The sequence below is a fragment of the Streptomyces sp. NPDC047315 genome, from assembly GCF_040643215.1.
Taxonomy (GTDB): domain Bacteria; phylum Actinomycetota; class Actinomycetes; order Streptomycetales; family Streptomycetaceae; genus Streptomyces.
The window spans coordinates 109842-127015 of sequence record NZ_JBEYTZ010000004.1 but is presented as its reverse complement, the minus strand read 5'-3'; the positions used below and the strand labels follow the sequence as shown (position 1 = coordinate 127015).

Below are 17174 nucleotides of genomic sequence, written 5' to 3'. Positions count from 1 at the left end.
CAGCCGTCCGTGAGACCCTTGGGTGGTATCCGACCGTCGAAGAAAGCCAGCTTTGTGACCGCTACGGACCGCTCCATCGAGCTCGTCAACACCGCCGCGCAAGCCGCGGCCGACCGGCTCGCGCACGACATCATCGCGTACGACGTCAGTGATGTGCTGTCCATCACGGACGCCTTCCTCATCGCCTCCGCGCCCAACGACCGCCAGGTCAAGTCGATCGTCGACGAGATCGAGGAGCGGCTGTCCAAGGAGCTGGGGGCCAAGCCGGTGCGCCGCGAAGGCGACCGCGAAGCCCGGTGGATCCTCCTCGACTACGTCGACATCGTGGTCCACGTCCAGCACAGCGAGGAGCGCGTCTACTACGCCCTGGAGCGGCTGTGGAAGGACTGCCCCGAGCTGCCCCTGCCCGAGGACGCCGCGAAGACCCGCGGCAAGGGCAAGGAGCACGCGGAGCTGACCGGAGGCCCGGACGGTGAGTTGCGCTGAACGAGGACGCGTACAAGCGCTCCGGCCGCCGCCTGGTCATGTGGCGGCACGGCCAGACCGCGTGGAACCTTGAGCGTCGCTTCCAGGGCACCACGGACATCGCGCTCACCGACACCGGCATCGCCCAGGCACGTCGCGCCGCCCGGCTGCTCGCCTCCCTCAAGCCGGACGCGATCGTCGCCTCCGACCTGAAGCGGGCCGCGGCCACCGCCGCCGAGCTCTCCGACGTGACCGGGCTGCCGGTCGTGCACGACGAAGCCCTGCGCGAGACCTACGCGGGCGTCTGGCAGGGCCTGACCCACCAGGAGATCATCGAGCGCCACCACGAGCAGTACGCGGCGTGGAAGCGCGGGGAGCCCGTGCGCAGGGGCGGCGGCGAGCTGGAGACCGAGGTCGCCGACCGTGCGGCCCCCGTCATCCTGGAGCACGCCGAGAAGCTGCCCGAGGACGGCACCCTGGTCGTCGTCAGCCACGGCGGCACCATCCGCACCACCATCGGACGCCTCCTGGGCCTGGACTCCCGGCACTGGGAGAGCCTCGGTGGCCTCTCCAACTGCTGCTGGTCCGTCCTCGGCGAGGGCGCGCGCGGCTGGCGTCTGCTGGAGCACAACGCCGGCACGCTGCCCGAGCCGGTCCTGGGCGACGACACCTGACCCGGGCCGTTCACCCGGCCCGGCGGCCCCGCCTCACCGGATTTCACTTTCCGGCTGGTCGCAGGCTAAAGTTCTTCTTGTTCGCAGCGCCGAGCGCGAAGAACACCAGGGGCTATAGCTCAGTTGGTAGAGCGCCTGCATGGCATGCAGGAGGTCAGGAGTTCAATTCTCCTTAGCTCCACACACCGAGATCCCGTCCTCCTCCGAGGGCGGGATTTCTCATGTGCCGCACCGTACCCCCCTCGGCGCCTGCCCTCTCGGCGGGCCGTACGTCTCACAGCGCCCCCTGCTCGTCGAGCTCCCGGAGCCCGTCCAGCCGCTGCCCGCTCTCCTCGTCGCCCGGGGTGTACACCACCAGCCGGCACTCGGGCATGCCGTTGATCTCCATGGACACCGAGGACATCCGCATCACGCCCACGGCCGGATGGCGGAACGTCTTGATCCGCGGCCCCGGCAGCACGACGTCCCCGCTGCGCCACAGCTCGGCGAAGTGCTCGCTGGCCGTCGACAGCTCCTTGACGAACGAGTCCCAGGCGGGCTCGCCCACGTGCCGCCCGTACGCCCCGCGGAACTGCGCCACCATCAGTGGAAGCTCCACTTCCGGGTAGCGCACCGGGCACTGGTCCCACCCCGCCGCGACGAAGAGCGTCCACAGCACGTTGCCCCGTCCCTTGCCCAGGAACAGCTCGCTCCGGAAGAGCCTGTCGTAGCTCCGGTTGCTCGCCAGGACGTCGTACCGGGCGTTGTAGACCACGCTGGGGCGGGGGTCGAGGGCGTCGAGGATGCCCTGCACCTCGGGCCCCACCCCGGTGGGGTCCTCCCACACCTTCTGCTCGTACGGCACCTGCGCCAGGTGGTACAGGTGCTGGCGCTCGGACGGGCCCAGCCGCAGCGTGCGCGCTATCGCGTCGAGGACCTGGGGCGACGCATTGATCGGCCTTCCCTGCTCCAACCACGTGTACCAGGTCACGCCGACGCCGGAGAGCTGGGCCACCTCCTCGCGGCGCAGCCCCGGAGTGCGCCGCCGGGCGCCGGGCGGCATGCCGACGTCGGCGGGGGTCACCCGGGCCCGGCGGCTGCGCAGGAAGGCGGCGAGCTCCGGCCGGCGACGGCAGGAGCGCCTGCCGCCGTGCCGCTCCGCCCCGGCCGTTCGGCCCGTCCCGGTGGTGCCATCCGCGCCGTCGGCGGTCGTCATCGTCGTCACACCCCCCATGCTCGACGCCACTGCCGTCCCGTGCCAGGTGCTGCCAGTACCAGAATCAGCGGGCTCTCGGTACCCGTACCGGACAGTCGGCAGGCTCCTCGTCATGTCGACCACCTCCTCCCGGCAGCCCGAACCCGGCGACGTCCGTACGTCCAGTAAAGAGCCCGGCACTGACAATCGCCGCGGCAAACGGCCCGGCCTGCTGTTGGTTGCCCTGTTGGGCACGCAGTTCATGGCGCTGCTGGACACCTTCATCGTCAGCACGGCGATCCCCACCCTGCGCACCGAACTCGGCGCGTCCGGTGCCGGGCTGCAACTCGTCGCCGCCGGCTACACCATCGCGTACGCCGTGCTCCTGGTCACCGGCGCACGGTTGGGCGGGCTGATCGGGCACCGACGGGCCTGGATCGGCGGGCTCGCCCTCTTCACGGCCGCCTCCCTCGCCTGCGGACTCGCCGCGGACGCCGGGCAATTGGTCGGCTTCCGACTGGTCCAGGGCGCGGGGGCGGCCCTGCTGATCCCCCAGGTGCTCAGCCTGATCCAACGCAACTTCGTCGGCGAGGCACGCGCGCGCGTGCTCGGTGCGTACTCCGCGGTGCTCGCCCTCGGCGCGGTCTGCGGGCTGGTGGTCGGCGGGGTCCTGGTCAGCGCGGACCTCTTCGGCCTGACGTGGCGGCCGGTCTTCCTGGTGAACGTCCCCATCGGGGCGGCACTGTTGCTGCTGGGGCTGCGGGTGCTGCCGCGCGACCACGGCGACCGGTCCGCGCGCGGCCTCGACCTGCCGGGGCTCGTCCTGCTCGCCGTCGCCGTCTGCCTGTTGACGGTGCCTTTGGTGCTCGGCCACGAGACGGGCTGGCCCGCCTGGACCTGGGTCGGGCTCGCGACGTCCGCCGTCGTCTTCGGCGCGTTCCTCGCGTACGAGTCACGGCTCGCGCGGCGCGGTGGCGCTCCGTTGATCGCCCCGCGCGTCCTACGGATCCCGGGCATGGGACGGGCCGCCCTCGGCATCGCCGTCGCGATGGCCGTGAACGCGGGCTTCGTCTTCGCCGCAGCGCTCCACGTACAGGACGGACTCGGTTACGCAGCACTGCGCGCCGGGCTCCTGTTCGCGCCGACGGCCCTGGCCTTCGGCCTCGTGGGGCTGACCTGGCAGCGCTGGCCGGCGCGGCTCCAACCGGCGCTGGTCCCCGCGGGATTCGCCCTCGCGGGGCTCTCGACGGCCGTCTGCGGGCTCCTGTGGCGGGGCGGCGGGGGTGGCGGACCCCTGCTGCTGCCCGCGCTCGTCGGCTTCGGAGCGGGCCTTGCGATGGCCTTCAGCCCCGTTCTGGCAGGTGCGTTGGCGACCGTGCGTCCGGAAGGCGCGCCCGACGCGAGTGGACTGCTGGTGACCGTCACCCAACTGGGACAGGTCCTGGGGGTGGCCGTCTTCGGCACGCTGTTCCTCAGTCGGCGGGCGACGGTCGGAGCGGAGGGGTCCGCTCAGGGCTGGTGGTGGTGTGCGCTCGCGCTGGCCCTCGTGTCCGTCGTGGGGGCCGCGGCCCATCTCGTGCGCGAACGCCGCTGACCTAACAGCCCTGGTCGTGACAGAATCGGACGGCCGGAGGGGACACCGGCCGGAACGGGAAGGAGAGCACGATGTCCGCCAGTACGAGCCAGGACGGTGACGCCCTGCTCGCCGCGGTGGACGCGCGTGCCCTCCTCAGTTGCCCGTCCTGTGGATCGGCGCATGTCGCCCAGGTCCTCGGCGACAATGGTGGAGTCTCTTACGTGTGCACGTCCTGCGGCCACTGCTGGAGCTGACTGATGGGGGCACACAGGCGTAAATGCGACTGGTGCGGCAGCGGTACGCCCATCGTTCGCGACATGGATCCGATCAACCCCGACTACCAGTACTGGTGCGAGGAATGCGCACGGGCGCTGATCATAAAGGGCGACCCGATCGAGACGTACCGGGAGCTGGAGGGCGAGCCGATCTACGGCCGCCTGCTGGACGAACACTGCGCACTGAAGCGCTTCTACTCCTTCGCCACGGCATGATCCGGGCTCTAGCCGGGTCCGGCGCCGCACCTGGGGACGGCCCCGGCAGGGCGCCGGAAACGGATTTGGTGAAGCGCCCGGATGAGCGTTAATGTTGTCGACGTCGCCGCGACACGGAGAACGAAACCGGCCGGGCGACATCTCGCAAGGGGCTATAGCTCAGTTGGTAGAGCGCCTGCATGGCATGCAGGAGGTCAGGAGTTCAATTCTCCTTAGCTCCACAGTCTCCGTCTCGACGAGGGACGGACACCAAAGATCCCGCCAGGACCCATCGGTCCGGCGGGATTCTTGTTCTGCCCTGTTCAGGGCCTGCCCTGCCTGAGGGCCCTCATCGCGGGCCGCTGCCCAGCGCCCTGCGGCGCGGGGCGGGCAGCACCGGACGCGGCGCACCGTCCGAACCCGACGGGGCCGTCTGCTCGATGCGCATCGCCAGCGCGGGACACCGGCGTACGGCACGCTGCGCGCGCCCCCGCAGCTGGACCGGCACCACGGCGTCCGCCACCGAGGGATAGCCGTCCGGATTGATCCGGATCAGCTCCGGCACGACGTCCGCGCACAGGCCGTGGCCCTGGCACAGCGTCCAGTCGATGACGATCCGCTCGCTGCTCCGCGCCGACTCCGCCGCGTCCCGATGGTCCGGCAACGGCAGCGGAAGCACCCCTTCCGTCTCCCGTCCGCAGCCGCCGTACAGCACGTGGGCGGCCAGGTCGTCGGTGAAGGCGGACAGCGTGGAGGCGAAGAACCGTGCCGAGCCGTCGGGGTGCTTGCACGCCCCCCGGCCCTTGACCGCCCGGGTCACCTCGCGCAGGGCCTCCAGGGCGGTCGGACCGCCACCGTTGATGACGTCCGCCAGCCCTCCGGCCGCGGCCGGGAGGCCCAGCCTGCACGGTCCGCACTGGCCGGCCGTCTCCGCGGCGAGCCAGTGCGCGACCCGAAGCGCCTCGCCCAGCGGACAGGTGTCAGGACCGATCGGCAAGATCGCGCCCGCGCCGAGCGAGCCGCCCACCGAGGCCAGGGACTCGCGCGAGACCACCGCCTCGTGGACCGCGGCCGAGCCGATCCACTCGCCGTGGTAGCCGCCGGTCAGCACCCCGGCGGGCTCCGGCGGGGCGCCGGCGAGCTGGAGCACGTACCGCAGCGGCACCCCCGTCGGCACCTCCACGACCATCGGCCGCGCCACGGCCCCGGAGATCGTCAGCAGGACCGTGCCCGGTTCCGTCGCGGTGCCGGTGCAGCCGTAGCGCCGCGACCCGATCCGAGCGGCGACCGCGAGCTGAGCGAACGTTTCGGCGTTGGAGAGCAGCGTCGGCGCGCCCCCCACGCCGCTCTCGGCGGCGCGCACTCGACGGCCGGGGGGCAGCGCGGGACCGCCGTTGATCGCCCGGATCACCGCGGACGCCTCGCCGGAGACCATGCGCTCCGGGGTCCTGACGATCCGGACGCGCATCGGCTGTCCGCGCCGATCCGAAAGGCCCCGCTCGGCGAGCGCCGCCCGGATCGAGATCTCGGTGGAGTCCCGGGTGACCGCGACGACAAGGGTGCGGGCACCGAGCGCCTCGGCCGCCAGCAGCGCCCCGTCGAGGACCAGGTGGGGCGAGCGGTTCAACAGCACGGTGTCCTTGCGGCAGGCGGGCTCGCCCTCGCTGCCGTTGACCACGACGACGGGCCGCACCCCGCGGCGGATCGCGGACGCGGCCACCGCGCGCAGCTTCCGGCCGAAGGGGAAGCCCGCGCCGCCCCGGCCGCGCAGGGACACCTCCTCGGCCAGCCGCGCCAGCAGCTCGCCCGCAATCGGTTCGAGGGGGCCGTGCACCTTCAGGTGCATCGAGAGGTCCAGCCGCTCGACCAGGTCGAAGCCCTGGGTGAGCTGGGGGAGGCCGACGACGCGGACTTCGGGGACGTCGGGGAGGGGGTCGTTCACGGTCGGTCTCCAACGGGCGCGCCCCAGGGCTCGCCGGCCCGCGGCGGGTGGGGCCCGGGCTGTGCGCCGGCGGTGTCGTCGTACGCGTCGTACGTGTCGTATTGGGTGGGTGGGACGTTCGGGGCCTGATCGGCGTACGGCGTCGGGGCGTGGTGGCCGTACGGAAGGGGCTGCTGGGGCGGAACGGCCGGCGGTGCGGGGGGTGCGGGGGAGGGCGTGGGCCACGCTCCGGGCGGGTGCCTCTGCTCCGGTATGACGGGCAACTCCTCCGTCATCGGCACGCGCTCGGCCCAAGGCACCGTCGCACCGGTCCCGCGCGCGCGGGAGACCGCCCAATAGGCGGCCGACATCCCCGTGCCGGAGAGGGAGTCGGCGCCGAGGTCCCTGCTGTGTGCGGCCGGCTCGGGGACAGGGGGCGGCGGCACTTCGTACAACTGCGGGGACGGCGGCGCGAGGCGCGGTCGCTGCGGGCGCTCGCCCAGCCCCGTCCGTCCGACGTCCGGTCCGGGCCGCACGCCGGGCCGTACGCGCTGATGTGCGGCTGGAGCCGTGCGGGCGCGCGGCGGGCGGTCGGTGAGGGCCCCGGGCGCCGCCGGCGCCTCCTGGTGCCGGCCCTCCCGTCCGCCGTCCGTCAGCGCGACGATCCTCGACGCCAGCCGGCGCTGCACGGGGCGCGGCAGCAGTCGCAAGGAGACGGCGCCCGCGACGGCGAGCAGCGCCGCACCGTACGCCGCCACCACCCAGGGCGGCGCCGGGCGCCCCGCGAACAGCCCGTGCACCAGGGCGGAGCACCACGCGGGATACGCCAGCACGTGCAGGGACCGCCAGCGCCCCGCGGCCCGGACGTTGCCGGCGAGGGCGCTGCGCAGCGCCCCGGTCGCCCCCGCGACCACCGTGAGGACCCCAGCCAGCGCTCCGAAGCCGATGAGACCCTCCGTACTGGTCACCCCGAGCCCGAAGGGGACCAGCGCGCCGAACAGCGACACGTGCCCGAGCGAGACCTTCACGGTGGCGTGCAGCAACAGGAAGCCGAGCGTTGCGACCGCGGTCGCCCGGTGCACGGCCTGCGCGACGAGTCGATGCCGCGGGGAGAGCAGCAGTCGGTCGGTGGCGAGCAGCCCCCAGGCGACGGACGCGGTCAGCGCCACCAGGGACAGCACGCCGGTGGTGAAGTCCAGCGCTGCGCGGACGTCGTCGCCGCTGCCGACGGCGATCAGCGGGAGGCACCCGATCGCGGCCACCAATAGCCCGCCCCGCACCGGGCGGCCGAGCCCTGCACGGGGCACCGGCGACGAACGGCTCTTGCGGTGGGGCTTCATGGGCGGCTCCGAGGGTGCGGGAAGTGCGGTCCCGGTGGTCGCATGCTAGGTCGACGCATACCGAGCGGTTCGGGGTTTGCCGGTTTCGGAAGGGCGGATGGCGTCAATGCCGGTTGACCTTGCCCTGGATAGGGGCGATACGCGGGGTAAGGGGGCCGGGCGGCCGTTCGACCCCCGTGCCCCGACCCCCGTGCCCCGACTGCCACGCCCGGCCCGCCGCGCCCCGGCTGTCACGCCTCGACCTCCGTGCCGCGTTCTTCGTGCCTCGATCTCCATGCCGTTGGATACGGCGGTGGCCTCCGCTCGTCTCGATCTCCCGGACTTCGTCTCGATCAGCGGGTTCGGCGACGGGTTTCGTGCGACACTGCGCGCCCCGCACCCGCGCGCGTCCGTGAGGGCCGCTGCGGTACCCTGACGCCATGCGTGCCGTACGCCTTCTGCTTAGCGAGCCGCGCTGATCAGTCCCGACGGATGAAGAATCCGGTCGGAATCGGCGCGGCGTCCCCTCCTGTGCGAGGGGTCCTTTTGTTTGTGGGCCACTCGACGGTGGGCCACGAGCCCGTCCCGACCGCAAGCAGAGACGATCGATGGAGCTTTGAGGACCATGAGCGAGATGAATTCCGCCGCTGCTGCCGCATCTGCTGCGCAGGTGGCCGCGCCGCACCGGTACACGGCAGCCATGGCCGCCGACATCGAGGCACGCTGGCAGGACGTCTGGGAGGCCGAGGGCACCTACGAGACGCCGAACCCCAGCGGCGATCTGGTCGGCGACCCCGAGGTGGTGGCCCGGCCGCGCAAGTTCATCATGGACATGTTCCCGTACCCCTCCGGCGCCGGACTGCACGTCGGGCACCCTCTGGGCTACATCGCCACCGACGCGTACGCCCGGTACCAGCGCATGACGGGCCACAACGTCCTGCACACCCTGGGCTTCGACGCCTTCGGCCTGCCCGCCGAGCAGCACGCCATCGCCACCGGCACGCACCCCCGGGTCTCCACCGAAGCCGCCATGGAGAACATGAAGCGGCAGCTGCGCCGGCTGGGCCTGGGCCACGACCAGCGCCGGTCGATCGCCACGATCGACCCCGCGTACTACCGCTGGACCCAGTGGATCTTCCTGCAGATCTTCAACTCCTGGTACGACGAGGAGGCGGGGCGGGCCCGGCCGATCGCCGAGCTGGTCGCCCGGTTCGAGGCGGGGCGCGCGGTGCCCGGCACCACGCGCGCGTGGGGCGAGTTGAGCGCGGCGGAGCGCGCGGAGGTCCTGGGCGGGTTCCGGCTGGCGTACGCCTCCGACTCCCCGGTCAACTGGTGCCCCGGCCTGGGCACCGTGCTGGCCAACGAGGAGGTCACCGCCGACGGCCGTTCCGAGCGGGGCAACTTCCCCGTCTTCAAGGCCAACCTGCGCCAGTGGAACATGCGGATCACCGCCTATGCGGACCGGCTGCTGGACGACCTGGACGCACTGGACTGGCCGGACGCCATCAAGCTGCAGCAGCGCAATTGGATCGGTCGGTCCGAGGGCGCCCGGCTGGACTTCGCGGTCGAGGGCCACCAGGACGCTGCCGTCACGGTCTTCACCACCCGCCCCGACACCCTGTTCGGCGCCACGTACATGGTCCTGGCGCCCGAGCACGACCTGATCGACTCCATCCTGCCCGCCGAGTGGCCCCAGGGCGTCAAGGAGGCCTGGACGGGCGGCGCCGCGACCCCGGCCGACGCCGTGGCCGCGTACCGCAAGCAGGCGCAGAACAAGAGCGACGTGGAGCGGCAGACCGAGCACAAGGACAAGACCGGTGTGTTCACCGGCGCCTACGCGGTCAACCCGGTGACGGGCACCCGCGTCCCCGTCTTCGTCGCCGACTACGTCCTGATGGGCTACGGCACCGGCGCGATCATGGCCGTGCCCGGACAGGACGAGCGGGACTGGGAGTTCGCGGAGGCGTTCGAGCTGCCGATCATCCGGACCGTACGGCCGCCCGAGGGCTGGGAGGGCGAGGCGTACACCGGCCAGGGGCCGGCGATCAACTCCGCCAACGACCGGATCTCCCTGGACGGCCTGGACGTCGCCGAGGCCAAGGCCAAGATGATCGGCTGGCTGCGCGAGGAGGGCATCGGCGAGGGCACGGTCACCTACCGGCTGCGGGACTGGCTGTTCAGCCGGCAGCGCTACTGGGGCGAGCCGTTCCCGATCGTCTACGACGAGGACGGCGTCGCGCACCCGCTGCCCGAGTCGATGCTGCCGCTGGAACTGCCCGAGGTGGACGACTACTCGCCGCGCACCTTCGACCCGGACGACGCCGACACCGAGCCCGAGACCCCGCTGTCGCGCAACGAGGACTGGGTGAACGTCACCCTGGACCTGGGCGACGGCCCCCGCCGGTACCGCCGCGAGACCAACACCATGCCCAACTGGGCGGGTTCGTGCTGGTACGAGCTGCGCTATCTGGACCCGGACAACGACCGCGAGCTGGTCGCGCCGGACATCGAGCGGTACTGGATGGGGCCCGACGAGGAGAAGCCGCACGGCGGCGTCGACCTGTACGTGGGCGGTCAGGAGCACGCCGTACTGCACCTGCTGTACGCGCGGTTCTGGTCCAAGGTGCTGTTCGACCTGGGGCACGTCTCCTCCGTGGAGCCGTTCCACCGGCTGTTCAACCAGGGCATGATCCAGGCGTACGTCTACCGGGACGCCCGCGGGTTCGCGGTGCCGGCCGCGGAGGTGGAGGAGCGGGACGGCGGCTTCTTCTACGAGGGCGAGCGCGTCAAGCGCGAGCTGGGCAAGATGGGCAAGTCCCTGAAGAACGCCGTCACTCCGGACGAGATCTGCGCCGAGTACGGGGCGGACACGCTGCGCCTGTACGAGATGGCGATGGGGCCGCTGGACGTCTCGCGGCCGTGGGACACCCGGGCCGTCGTCGGCCAGTACCGGCTGCTGCAGCGGCTGTGGCGCAACGTCGTCGACGAGGCGACCGGGGAGGTCGCGGTCGCGGACGCCGGCACGGCCGACGAGGCGACGCTGCGGGCGCTGCACAAGGCCATCGACGGGGTCGGCCAGGACATGGCGGGGCTGCGCTTCAACACCGCCATCGCCAAGATCACCGAGCTGAACAACCACCTGACCAAGGCGGGTCGGGCGGTGCCGCGGGACGTGGTCGAGCGGCTGGTGCTGCTGGTCGCGCCGCTGGCGCCGCACGTCGCCGAGGAGCTGTGGCGGCGGCTGGGGCACGCCGATTCGGTGGTGCACCAGCCCTTCCCGGTGGCCGATCCGGCGTACGTCGTGGACGAGGCCGTGACGTGCGTGGTGCAGATCAAGGGCAAGGTGAAGGCGCGTCTGGAGGTGCCGCCTTCGATCTCGGAGCAGGAGTTGGAGGCGCTGGCGCTGGCGGACCCGGCCGTCGTGGCCGCGCTGGACGGCGCCGGCATCCGGAAGGTGATCGTCCGGGCGCCCAAGCTGGTCAACATCGTCCCTGCGTAACGCCGTGGCCGCGGAACGCCCTCCGGGGTAGCACCGTTTTCGGGCGGTGCTGCCCTCGGGGTTTTCTCCGGGTTCCTTCTCGGGGGCACACCAGGGTTCTTCCTACGGGCGGGCTGAGGGTTCTGCTGGAACCCGCGGCCCGCCCGTTCCGTTTACCGTTGGAAGGACCACAACCGATGTCGAAGGGCCGCCCATGGAAGCCGTGATCTTGATTCTGGCGCTGCTCTTCTTCGCCTTCGTCGCTTTGGGGGCTTTTGTCACGGTCAAGGCCGTGGGTGCGGCGAAGCGCGGTGTGGAGCGTACGGTCACGCAGGCGCGGCGCACCGTCGAAGAGACCACGTTGCGGGCCAAGAGCCTCGGCCAGGTCGGGGTCGCGGGGGAGCTCGCCCAGCTCCGGCTGTCGCTGCGGACCTCGATGCGGGCCACTCAGGACGCGCTGAAGGCGGGCGTGGCGGAGGACGCGGGGCTCGCGGAGTCGATCGCCCTCTTCGAGCGGCTCAGCGTGCACGGACACGAGCTGGACGACGAGCTCAAGCGGCTGGAGCGGGAGCCCGACCGGAGCACGGTGGCGGCGCGGCTTCCGGAGCTGCGGGAGCGCATGGAGCGAATCGTTCACTCGGCGGAGTCGCTGAGGTGGGCCGCCCGTGACCGGGCGCAGAAGTTCGCCGAGGACGACCTCGACGTGCTGAGCACCCAGATCGACATGGAGGCGGGCGCGCTGCGGCACTGGACCGAGAGCTCTGAGCCCGGTGCGGCGTCGAGCTCGTCCCCCGGGCGTTCTTGGGCGGAGGAGGACACGGGGCACACAGCGCAGCCGGCCGCGGGTGCTGCAGGCTCGGGTGCGGGTGCGGGGACTGGCGCTGGTCGCGCGGAGCGGGAGGCCGAGCCCGAGCCGCCGGCGATCACCGCGAGGGATCCGCGTCAGGAGCACTACCCCTGGCAGAAGACGACCCGCCCCGAGACCACCAACTGACGCCTTCGGCTGCGGTGCTGCGACCGCCGGGCCCCGCGGCCGGCCGGGGTGTGGAGATCGTCGAGGCGCCCGAGGGGTCGGACTGCCGTGCCGCGCCGCTGACCGGTAACCTCCCGGTCATGTCCCCCCATGTCGCGATCGTCACCGATTCAACGGCCTACCTGCCGCCGCCGGCCGTGGAGCACCACGGCATCGTGACGGTGCCGCTGACGGTGGTCCTGGGCGATCAGGCGCTGGAAGAGGGTACGGAGATCTCGGCGCGCTCGCTCGCTGCCGCCCTGCAGAAGCGGCGTCCGGTGACCACGTCCCGGCCGAACCCGGAGGTCTTCGCCGAGACGTACCGCACGTGCGCGGCGGCGGGCGCGACCGGCATCGTCTCCCTGCATCTGTCCGCCGAGCTCTCGGGCACGTACGACGCGGCCGTGCTGGCCGCCAAGAACGCTCCGGTGCCGGTGCGGGTGGTGGACACCGGGATGGTGGCGATGGCCCTCGGGTTCTGCGCGCTGGCCGCGGCGGAGACCGCGGAGAGCGGCGGCACGCTCGACGAGGCGGTGGCCGCGGCGGAGAAGCGGGCCGCCGGGACCGCCGCGTACTTCTACGTCGACACGCTGGACTTCCTGCGGCGCGGCGGCCGGATCGGGGCGGCGCAGGCGCTGCTGGGTTCGGCGCTCGCGGTGAAACCGCTCCTCCAACTCGACGGCGGTCGGATCGAGATGCTGGAGAAGGTGCGGACGGCCTCGAAGGCGATCGCCCGGTTGGAAGAGCTGGCCGTCGAGTGCGCGGGGGCGGGCAGCGTCGACATCGCGGTGCACCACCTGGCCGCTCCGGAGCGGGCCGCCACGCTGGCCGAGCGGCTGCGGGAGCGGGTGCCGGGGCTGGCGGAGCTGCACGTCAGCGAGGTGGGTGCGGTGATCGGGGCGCACACGGGGCCGGGGCTGCTGGGAGCGGTGGTCTCGCCGCACTGAGCGGCACGGGGCGGGGGGTGCGGTAGCGCCGGATGCACGGTCGTGAGGCGTGGCGTGGCGCCGTTAGCTCCCCGTGTGGGTGACGGAGTTATCCACAACGCGGTGGTTATCCACGGAATTTGGGCGGGTTCAGCGGGATCCGTCGAAGGTGCCTACGGTCGTACGCATGACTCTTCGATCACGCTCTGTAAGCAGTGGGCCCGGCCGGGGCCCGACGTCCGACGGTCGCGTTCGTCCACGGCGCCGACCGGTCACGGTCCCCGCGCGGGACTCCGCCTCGGGGCCGCCCGGCCCGGGCGCGAGTGTGGACATGGGCTGGGGCTCGGGCGCGAGCTCGGCCACGGTCAGTGCCGTCGGTTCCGGCCGCTTGGCCGCGGGCCGAGGGCCGGGGCGAGGCCGCCGGAGGGCCGGCCCACCACGCTTACGCGTCGGACGTCCCACGCCGGGCCACGCCTCCGTTGCCCACGCCCGCGCGAGGGCGGATGCGTTCCTGCTCGGTGCCCGGGCTCCCGGCGAGCCGGTGCGCACCGTGCCGACGGCCGAAGAGCCGGGCACCGACGCGGGCGCCGGCCTCCACCCGGGGGTCCGGGGACCTGCGGTCGAGCCAGGGCGGGGCGATGCGCTGCGTCGCGCGGCGCTCGCGCTGCGGGATCGACTGCCGGTGTGGCTGCAGCTCAGATGCGGGCTTGAGCCGAGGTCCCTCGCTGCGCTGACCGTCGTGTTGGCGGTGGCCGCGGCGTTCGCGGTGTACCACTTCTGGCTGGGCCGGCCCGAGACGGTCCGCGCTCCTGAACTGGTCCAGCGGGGTGCGCCCTTGGCGAAGTCGCCCGGGTCGTTCCCGTCATCCGAGTCGTCCCAGGCATCCCAGTCATCCGAGTTTCCCGTGCCCGGTGCGCCGTCGTCGCCCGGGGCGGGGGCGGGAGGGCGGATCGTGGTGGACGTGAGCGGAAAGGTGCGGCGGCCGGGGGTCCTCAAGTTGCCCGCCGGCTCCCGGGTCACCGACGCCCTCACGGCCGCGGGAGGCCCCAAGGACGGCGCTGATCTGACCGGGCTCAACCGCGCACGGGTGCTCGTGGACGGGGAGCAGGTCGTGGTCGGGGTGCCGCTGCCGCCGGGCGCGGCGCCGCCCGGCGGGCCACCCGTCGATGCTGCCGGAGCCGTCGCGGGGGCCGCCGCGACGGGGGTGCGACCGCCCGGCCCGGTGAGCCTGAGCACCGCGACCGTGCAGCAACTCGACACCTTGCCCGGCGTCGGCCCCGTGCTCGCCCAGCACATCGTCGACTACCGCACGCAGCACGGCGGCTTCCGGTCCATCGACGAGCTGCGCGAGGTCGACGGGATCGGCGCCCGGCGCTTCGCCGACCTCAAGCCCCTCGTACGGCCATGAGGCGCCCAGCCGTCCACGCCGAGTCCGGTCACCGGCTGGGCGCGTCCCACCCCCGCTGGGAGGGGCCGGTCGATCTGCGCCTGGTGCTGCCCGCGGTGGCCGCCTGGGGCGCCGCGGCGCTGGCCGTGGGGGCGCCCGGGCGGTGGACGGCGCCGAGCGCGGCGCTCTGCCTCGCGTCGGCGGCCGTGCTGCTGGTGCCGATGGTCGCCCGGTGGTTACGGACGCGGGCCAGCGGGACTCGCGCCGGCCGGGTGCCCGTCAGTCGCGGACGCCCCCAAGAGCCGTACCGCACCGAGACGTTCGACCTGCCCCCGCACGACGCATCCTCTTCCCGGGCCCGACGGCCGCCGTGGCGCGGGCCGTCGAGGCCGGGCGGGAGTACGGGGCGATGGCACCGGCAGCATGCGACCGCGCTCGCGGCGGTCCTGCTGTGCGCGGGCGCGGGCATCGTCGCCGCCGGGTTGCAGGGCGCGGACCTGCGCCGAGGGCCGTTGCCCGGGCTCGCCGAGCGCTACGCCCACGCCACCGTGGAGCTGTCCGTCACTGCGGACCCGCGACCGACCCGCCCTCGCGGGAGCGGTGACGGCGGCGTGCCATCCGAACGGCCGCTCGCCATCGAGGCCGAGGCGCTGCGGATCGCCGGGCCCGCCGGGACGTCCGAAGCCGTCCGTACGCCGGTGCTGCTCCTGGTCCGGCCCCAGGAGGCACCGCAGGCGCTCGCGCGCTGGCGGGAGTTGCTGCCGTCGACCCGGCTGAAGCTCACGGCGCGGCTCGCCCCGCCGATGGACGGCGAGCACCGCTTCGTGGCCGTGATCACGGTCGGCGCCGACCGGCCGCCCGAGGTCGTCGGCGCCCCGTCCGCCGTGCAACGTACCGCGGGCCGGCTGCGTGCAGGGCTGCGGGTGGCGACCGACGGACTGCCCGCGGACGCCCGTGCGTTGGTTCCCGGGCTCACCGTCGGGGACACCGCACGGATCACCCCCGAACTGCGGACGGCGTTCGAGGCGACCGACCTCACGCATCTGCTGGCCGTGTCGGGGAGCAACCTCACCATCGTGCTGATGCTGTTGATCGGGCCGCCGAGCAGAGCGGGCCGAGCGGAGCGGGGCGGCCTCGCCCCACGGCTGGGTATCTCGCTCCGCCAGACGGCGCTCGTCGGCGGCGGACTGACGCTGGCGTTCGTCGTGGTGTGCCGGCCCGAGCCGAGCGTGCTGCGGGCGGCGGTCTGCGGCGCCATCACCCTGCTCGCCATCGGCACGGGGCGCCGACGGTCGCTGTTGCCGGCCCTCGCAGGTGCCGTGCTGCTACTGGTGCTCTACGACCCGGGGTTGGCCCGCAGCTACGGCTTCGCGCTCTCCGTCCTCGCGACCGGTGCGCTGCTGGTCGTCGCCCCTGGGTGGAGCGCGGCCCTGGTCCGCAGGGGGGTGCCGCCCAGGCTCGCCGAGGTGCTGGCCGCGTCCGGGGCGGCGCAGGCCGTGTGCGCCCCCGTGGTCGTGGTCTTCGCCGCGAAGGTCAGTCTGACCGCCATCCCCTGCAATTTGGCCGCGGAGTTCGCGGTCGCCCCGGTGACCGTCCTCGGTTTCGCCGCGCTCGCTGCGGCCACAGTGTCGATGCCGGCGGCCGAAGTGCTGGCGGCGGGTGCCGGGTGGCCCGCCGAGTGGATCGCGGCGGTCGCCCGCACGGGTGCCGGGCTGCCCGGGGCACAGGTGGACTGGCCGGGCGGCTGGCGCGGCGGAATGCTCCTGGCCGCTGCCACGGGCCTCGCCGTGCTGATCGTCCGCCGCCTGCCCCGCCGGCCCTGGGTGGCCGCGGCCGGTGCGCTGCTCCTGCTGTGTGCTCTGGTCCGCCCGGCCCCGCTGACCCGCGTCATCACCGGCTGGCCGCCGCCCGACTGGTCCTTCGCGATGTGCGACGTGGGGCAGGGGGACGCGGGAGTGCTGGCGGCCGGAGCGGGGTCCGCCGTGGTGGTGGACGTCGGCCCCGACCCCGAAGCCGTCGACCGCTGCCTGCGCGAACTGGGCGTCACCAGCGTTCCCCTGGTCGTGCTCACCCACTTCCACGCCGACCACGTGCGGGGGCTTCCCGGGGTGCTCAAGGGGCGGGCGGTCGGCGCCGTGCAGACCACCACGTTCGACGAACCGCGCGAGCAGAGCTACTTCGTGCGCCGCGCGGCGAAGCAGGCCCGTGTGCCCCTGCTGCCCGCGGCCCAAGGGGAGCGGCGCACCGTTGGACGGCTGAGTTGGCAGGTCCTGTGGCCCGCCGCGCCCACCGCGGCGACGGGGCCGCCGCCCGAGGGCCCCAACGACGCGAGCGTGACCCTCCTCGTCCGCGTCGCCGCCGGCCCCACCCTGCTGATGCTCGGCGACCTCGAACCACCCGCCCAGCGCGGCCTGCTGCTGGCCCACCCCGGGCTGCCCCGGGTGGACGTCGTCAAGGTCGCCCACCACGGCTCCGCCCACCAGGACCCCGGCCTGCTGACCGCGCTGCGCCCCGCCCTCGCGCTGATCTCCGTCGGCCGGGACAACGGCTACGGCCACCCCGCGCCCCGTACGGTCCGGGCGCTGCGGGCCGGGGGAGCGGTGGTGCTGCGCACCGACGAGCACGGCCCGATCGCGGTGACGGGCGAGGGCACCGGCCTGCGCGCGGCCCTGCGCGGCACGCGTCGGGGCAGCCCGCGGTCGCTCGGCCTCCGGACCGGGGCGTCGCTCGGTCGCAGGTCCCCCAGGGCTCGGACCTTGGGACCAAGCCGGG

General features: G+C 73.4%; 12 protein-coding genes, 2 tRNA genes and 1 pseudogene. 12 read left to right on the top strand and 3 right to left on the bottom strand.

The window, feature by feature from the left end; all coding sequences use genetic code 11:
• Positions 1-54: 54 nt before the first annotated feature.
• The 3 genes from rsfS (at position 55) to ABZ842_RS05650 (ending at position 1320) form a co-directional block, all read left to right on the top strand.
• Complete coding sequence (rsfS, locus tag ABZ842_RS05660; RefSeq protein WP_361532147.1) at positions 55-486, top strand: ribosome silencing factor; 432 nt, start codon at positions 55-57, stop codon at positions 484-486.
• Between the two features lie 38 nt (positions 487-524).
• Entirely contained in the window at positions 525-1139 is a 615-nt protein-coding gene (locus tag ABZ842_RS05655; RefSeq protein WP_361532144.1) for a histidine phosphatase family protein, read from the top strand.
• A gap of 108 nt (positions 1140-1247) precedes the next feature.
• Positions 1248-1320 (top strand) — tRNA-Ala (locus ABZ842_RS05650).
• 93 nt (positions 1321-1413) lie between these two features.
• Here ABZ842_RS05650 and ABZ842_RS05645 read toward each other — a convergent pair.
• A complete protein-coding gene (locus tag ABZ842_RS05645; protein WP_361532141.1) occupies positions 1414-2343 on the bottom strand; it encodes a helix-turn-helix transcriptional regulator in 930 nt (309 codons plus the stop codon).
• 103 nt (positions 2344-2446) lie between these two features.
• Between ABZ842_RS05645 and ABZ842_RS05640 the strand changes: the two genes are divergently transcribed.
• The 4 genes from ABZ842_RS05640 to ABZ842_RS05625 all read left to right on the top strand — a co-directional run bounded on the left by ABZ842_RS05640 (position 2447) and on the right by ABZ842_RS05625 (position 4601).
• The gene (locus tag ABZ842_RS05640) at positions 2447-3907 is read left to right on the top strand and encodes an MFS transporter (protein WP_361532138.1); all 1461 of its coding nucleotides are present in this window, start codon (positions 2447-2449) and stop codon (positions 3905-3907) included.
• Positions 3908-3978: 71 nt separating this feature from the next.
• The gene (locus ABZ842_RS05635; RefSeq protein ID WP_361532135.1) at positions 3979-4143 is read left to right on the top strand and encodes a hypothetical protein; all 165 of its coding nucleotides are present in this window, start codon (positions 3979-3981) and stop codon (positions 4141-4143) included.
• Between the two features lie 3 nt (positions 4144-4146).
• A complete protein-coding gene (locus ABZ842_RS05630) occupies positions 4147-4380 on the top strand; it encodes a hypothetical protein (RefSeq protein ID WP_361532132.1) in 234 nt (77 codons plus the stop codon).
• A 148-nt stretch (positions 4381-4528) separates the two neighbouring features.
• A tRNA-Ala gene (locus tag ABZ842_RS05625) sits at positions 4529-4601 on the top strand.
• A 107-nt stretch (positions 4602-4708) separates the two neighbouring features.
• Here ABZ842_RS05625 and ABZ842_RS05620 read toward each other — a convergent pair.
• Both ABZ842_RS05620 and ABZ842_RS05615 read right to left on the bottom strand, forming a co-directional pair.
• Positions 4709-6301: an NADH-ubiquinone oxidoreductase-F iron-sulfur binding region domain-containing protein gene (locus tag ABZ842_RS05620; protein ID WP_361532129.1), complete on the bottom strand. Its 1593-nt coding sequence runs from the start codon at positions 6299-6301 to the stop codon at positions 4709-4711.
• Positions 6298-7620 carry a hypothetical protein gene (locus ABZ842_RS05615; RefSeq protein WP_361532126.1) on the bottom strand — a complete coding sequence of 441 codons (1323 nt, stop codon included), beginning with the start codon at positions 7618-7620 and terminating at the stop codon, positions 6298-6300. Before ABZ842_RS05615 ends, ABZ842_RS05620 begins: the two co-directional genes overlap by 4 nt.
• 604 nt (positions 7621-8224) lie before the next feature.
• Here ABZ842_RS05615 and leuS point away from each other — a divergent pair.
• The 5 genes and pseudogenes from leuS to ABZ842_RS05590 all read left to right on the top strand — a co-directional run.
• Positions 8225-11098, top strand: a complete 2874-nt coding sequence (gene leuS, locus ABZ842_RS05610; RefSeq protein WP_361532123.1) for a leucine--tRNA ligase — start codon at positions 8225-8227, stop codon at positions 11096-11098.
• A 193-nt stretch (positions 11099-11291) separates the two neighbouring features.
• The gene (locus tag ABZ842_RS05605) at positions 11292-12071 is read left to right on the top strand and encodes a hypothetical protein (protein WP_361532120.1); all 780 of its coding nucleotides are present in this window, start codon (positions 11292-11294) and stop codon (positions 12069-12071) included.
• 119 nt (positions 12072-12190) lie between these two features.
• Positions 12191-13036 carry a DegV family protein gene (locus ABZ842_RS05600; RefSeq protein ID WP_361532117.1) on the top strand — a complete coding sequence of 282 codons (846 nt, stop codon included), beginning with the start codon at positions 12191-12193 and terminating at the stop codon, positions 13034-13036.
• Positions 13037-13565: 529 nt separating this feature from the next.
• Complete coding sequence (locus ABZ842_RS05595) at positions 13566-14423, top strand: ComEA family DNA-binding protein (RefSeq protein ID WP_361532114.1); 858 nt, start codon at positions 13566-13568, stop codon at positions 14421-14423.
• A pseudogene (locus ABZ842_RS05590) lies at positions 14420-17068 on the top strand (ComEC/Rec2 family competence protein); the annotation flags it as partial. The gene ABZ842_RS05595 and the pseudogene ABZ842_RS05590, both read left to right, overlap by 4 nt.
• Positions 17069-17174 lie beyond the last annotated feature (106 nt).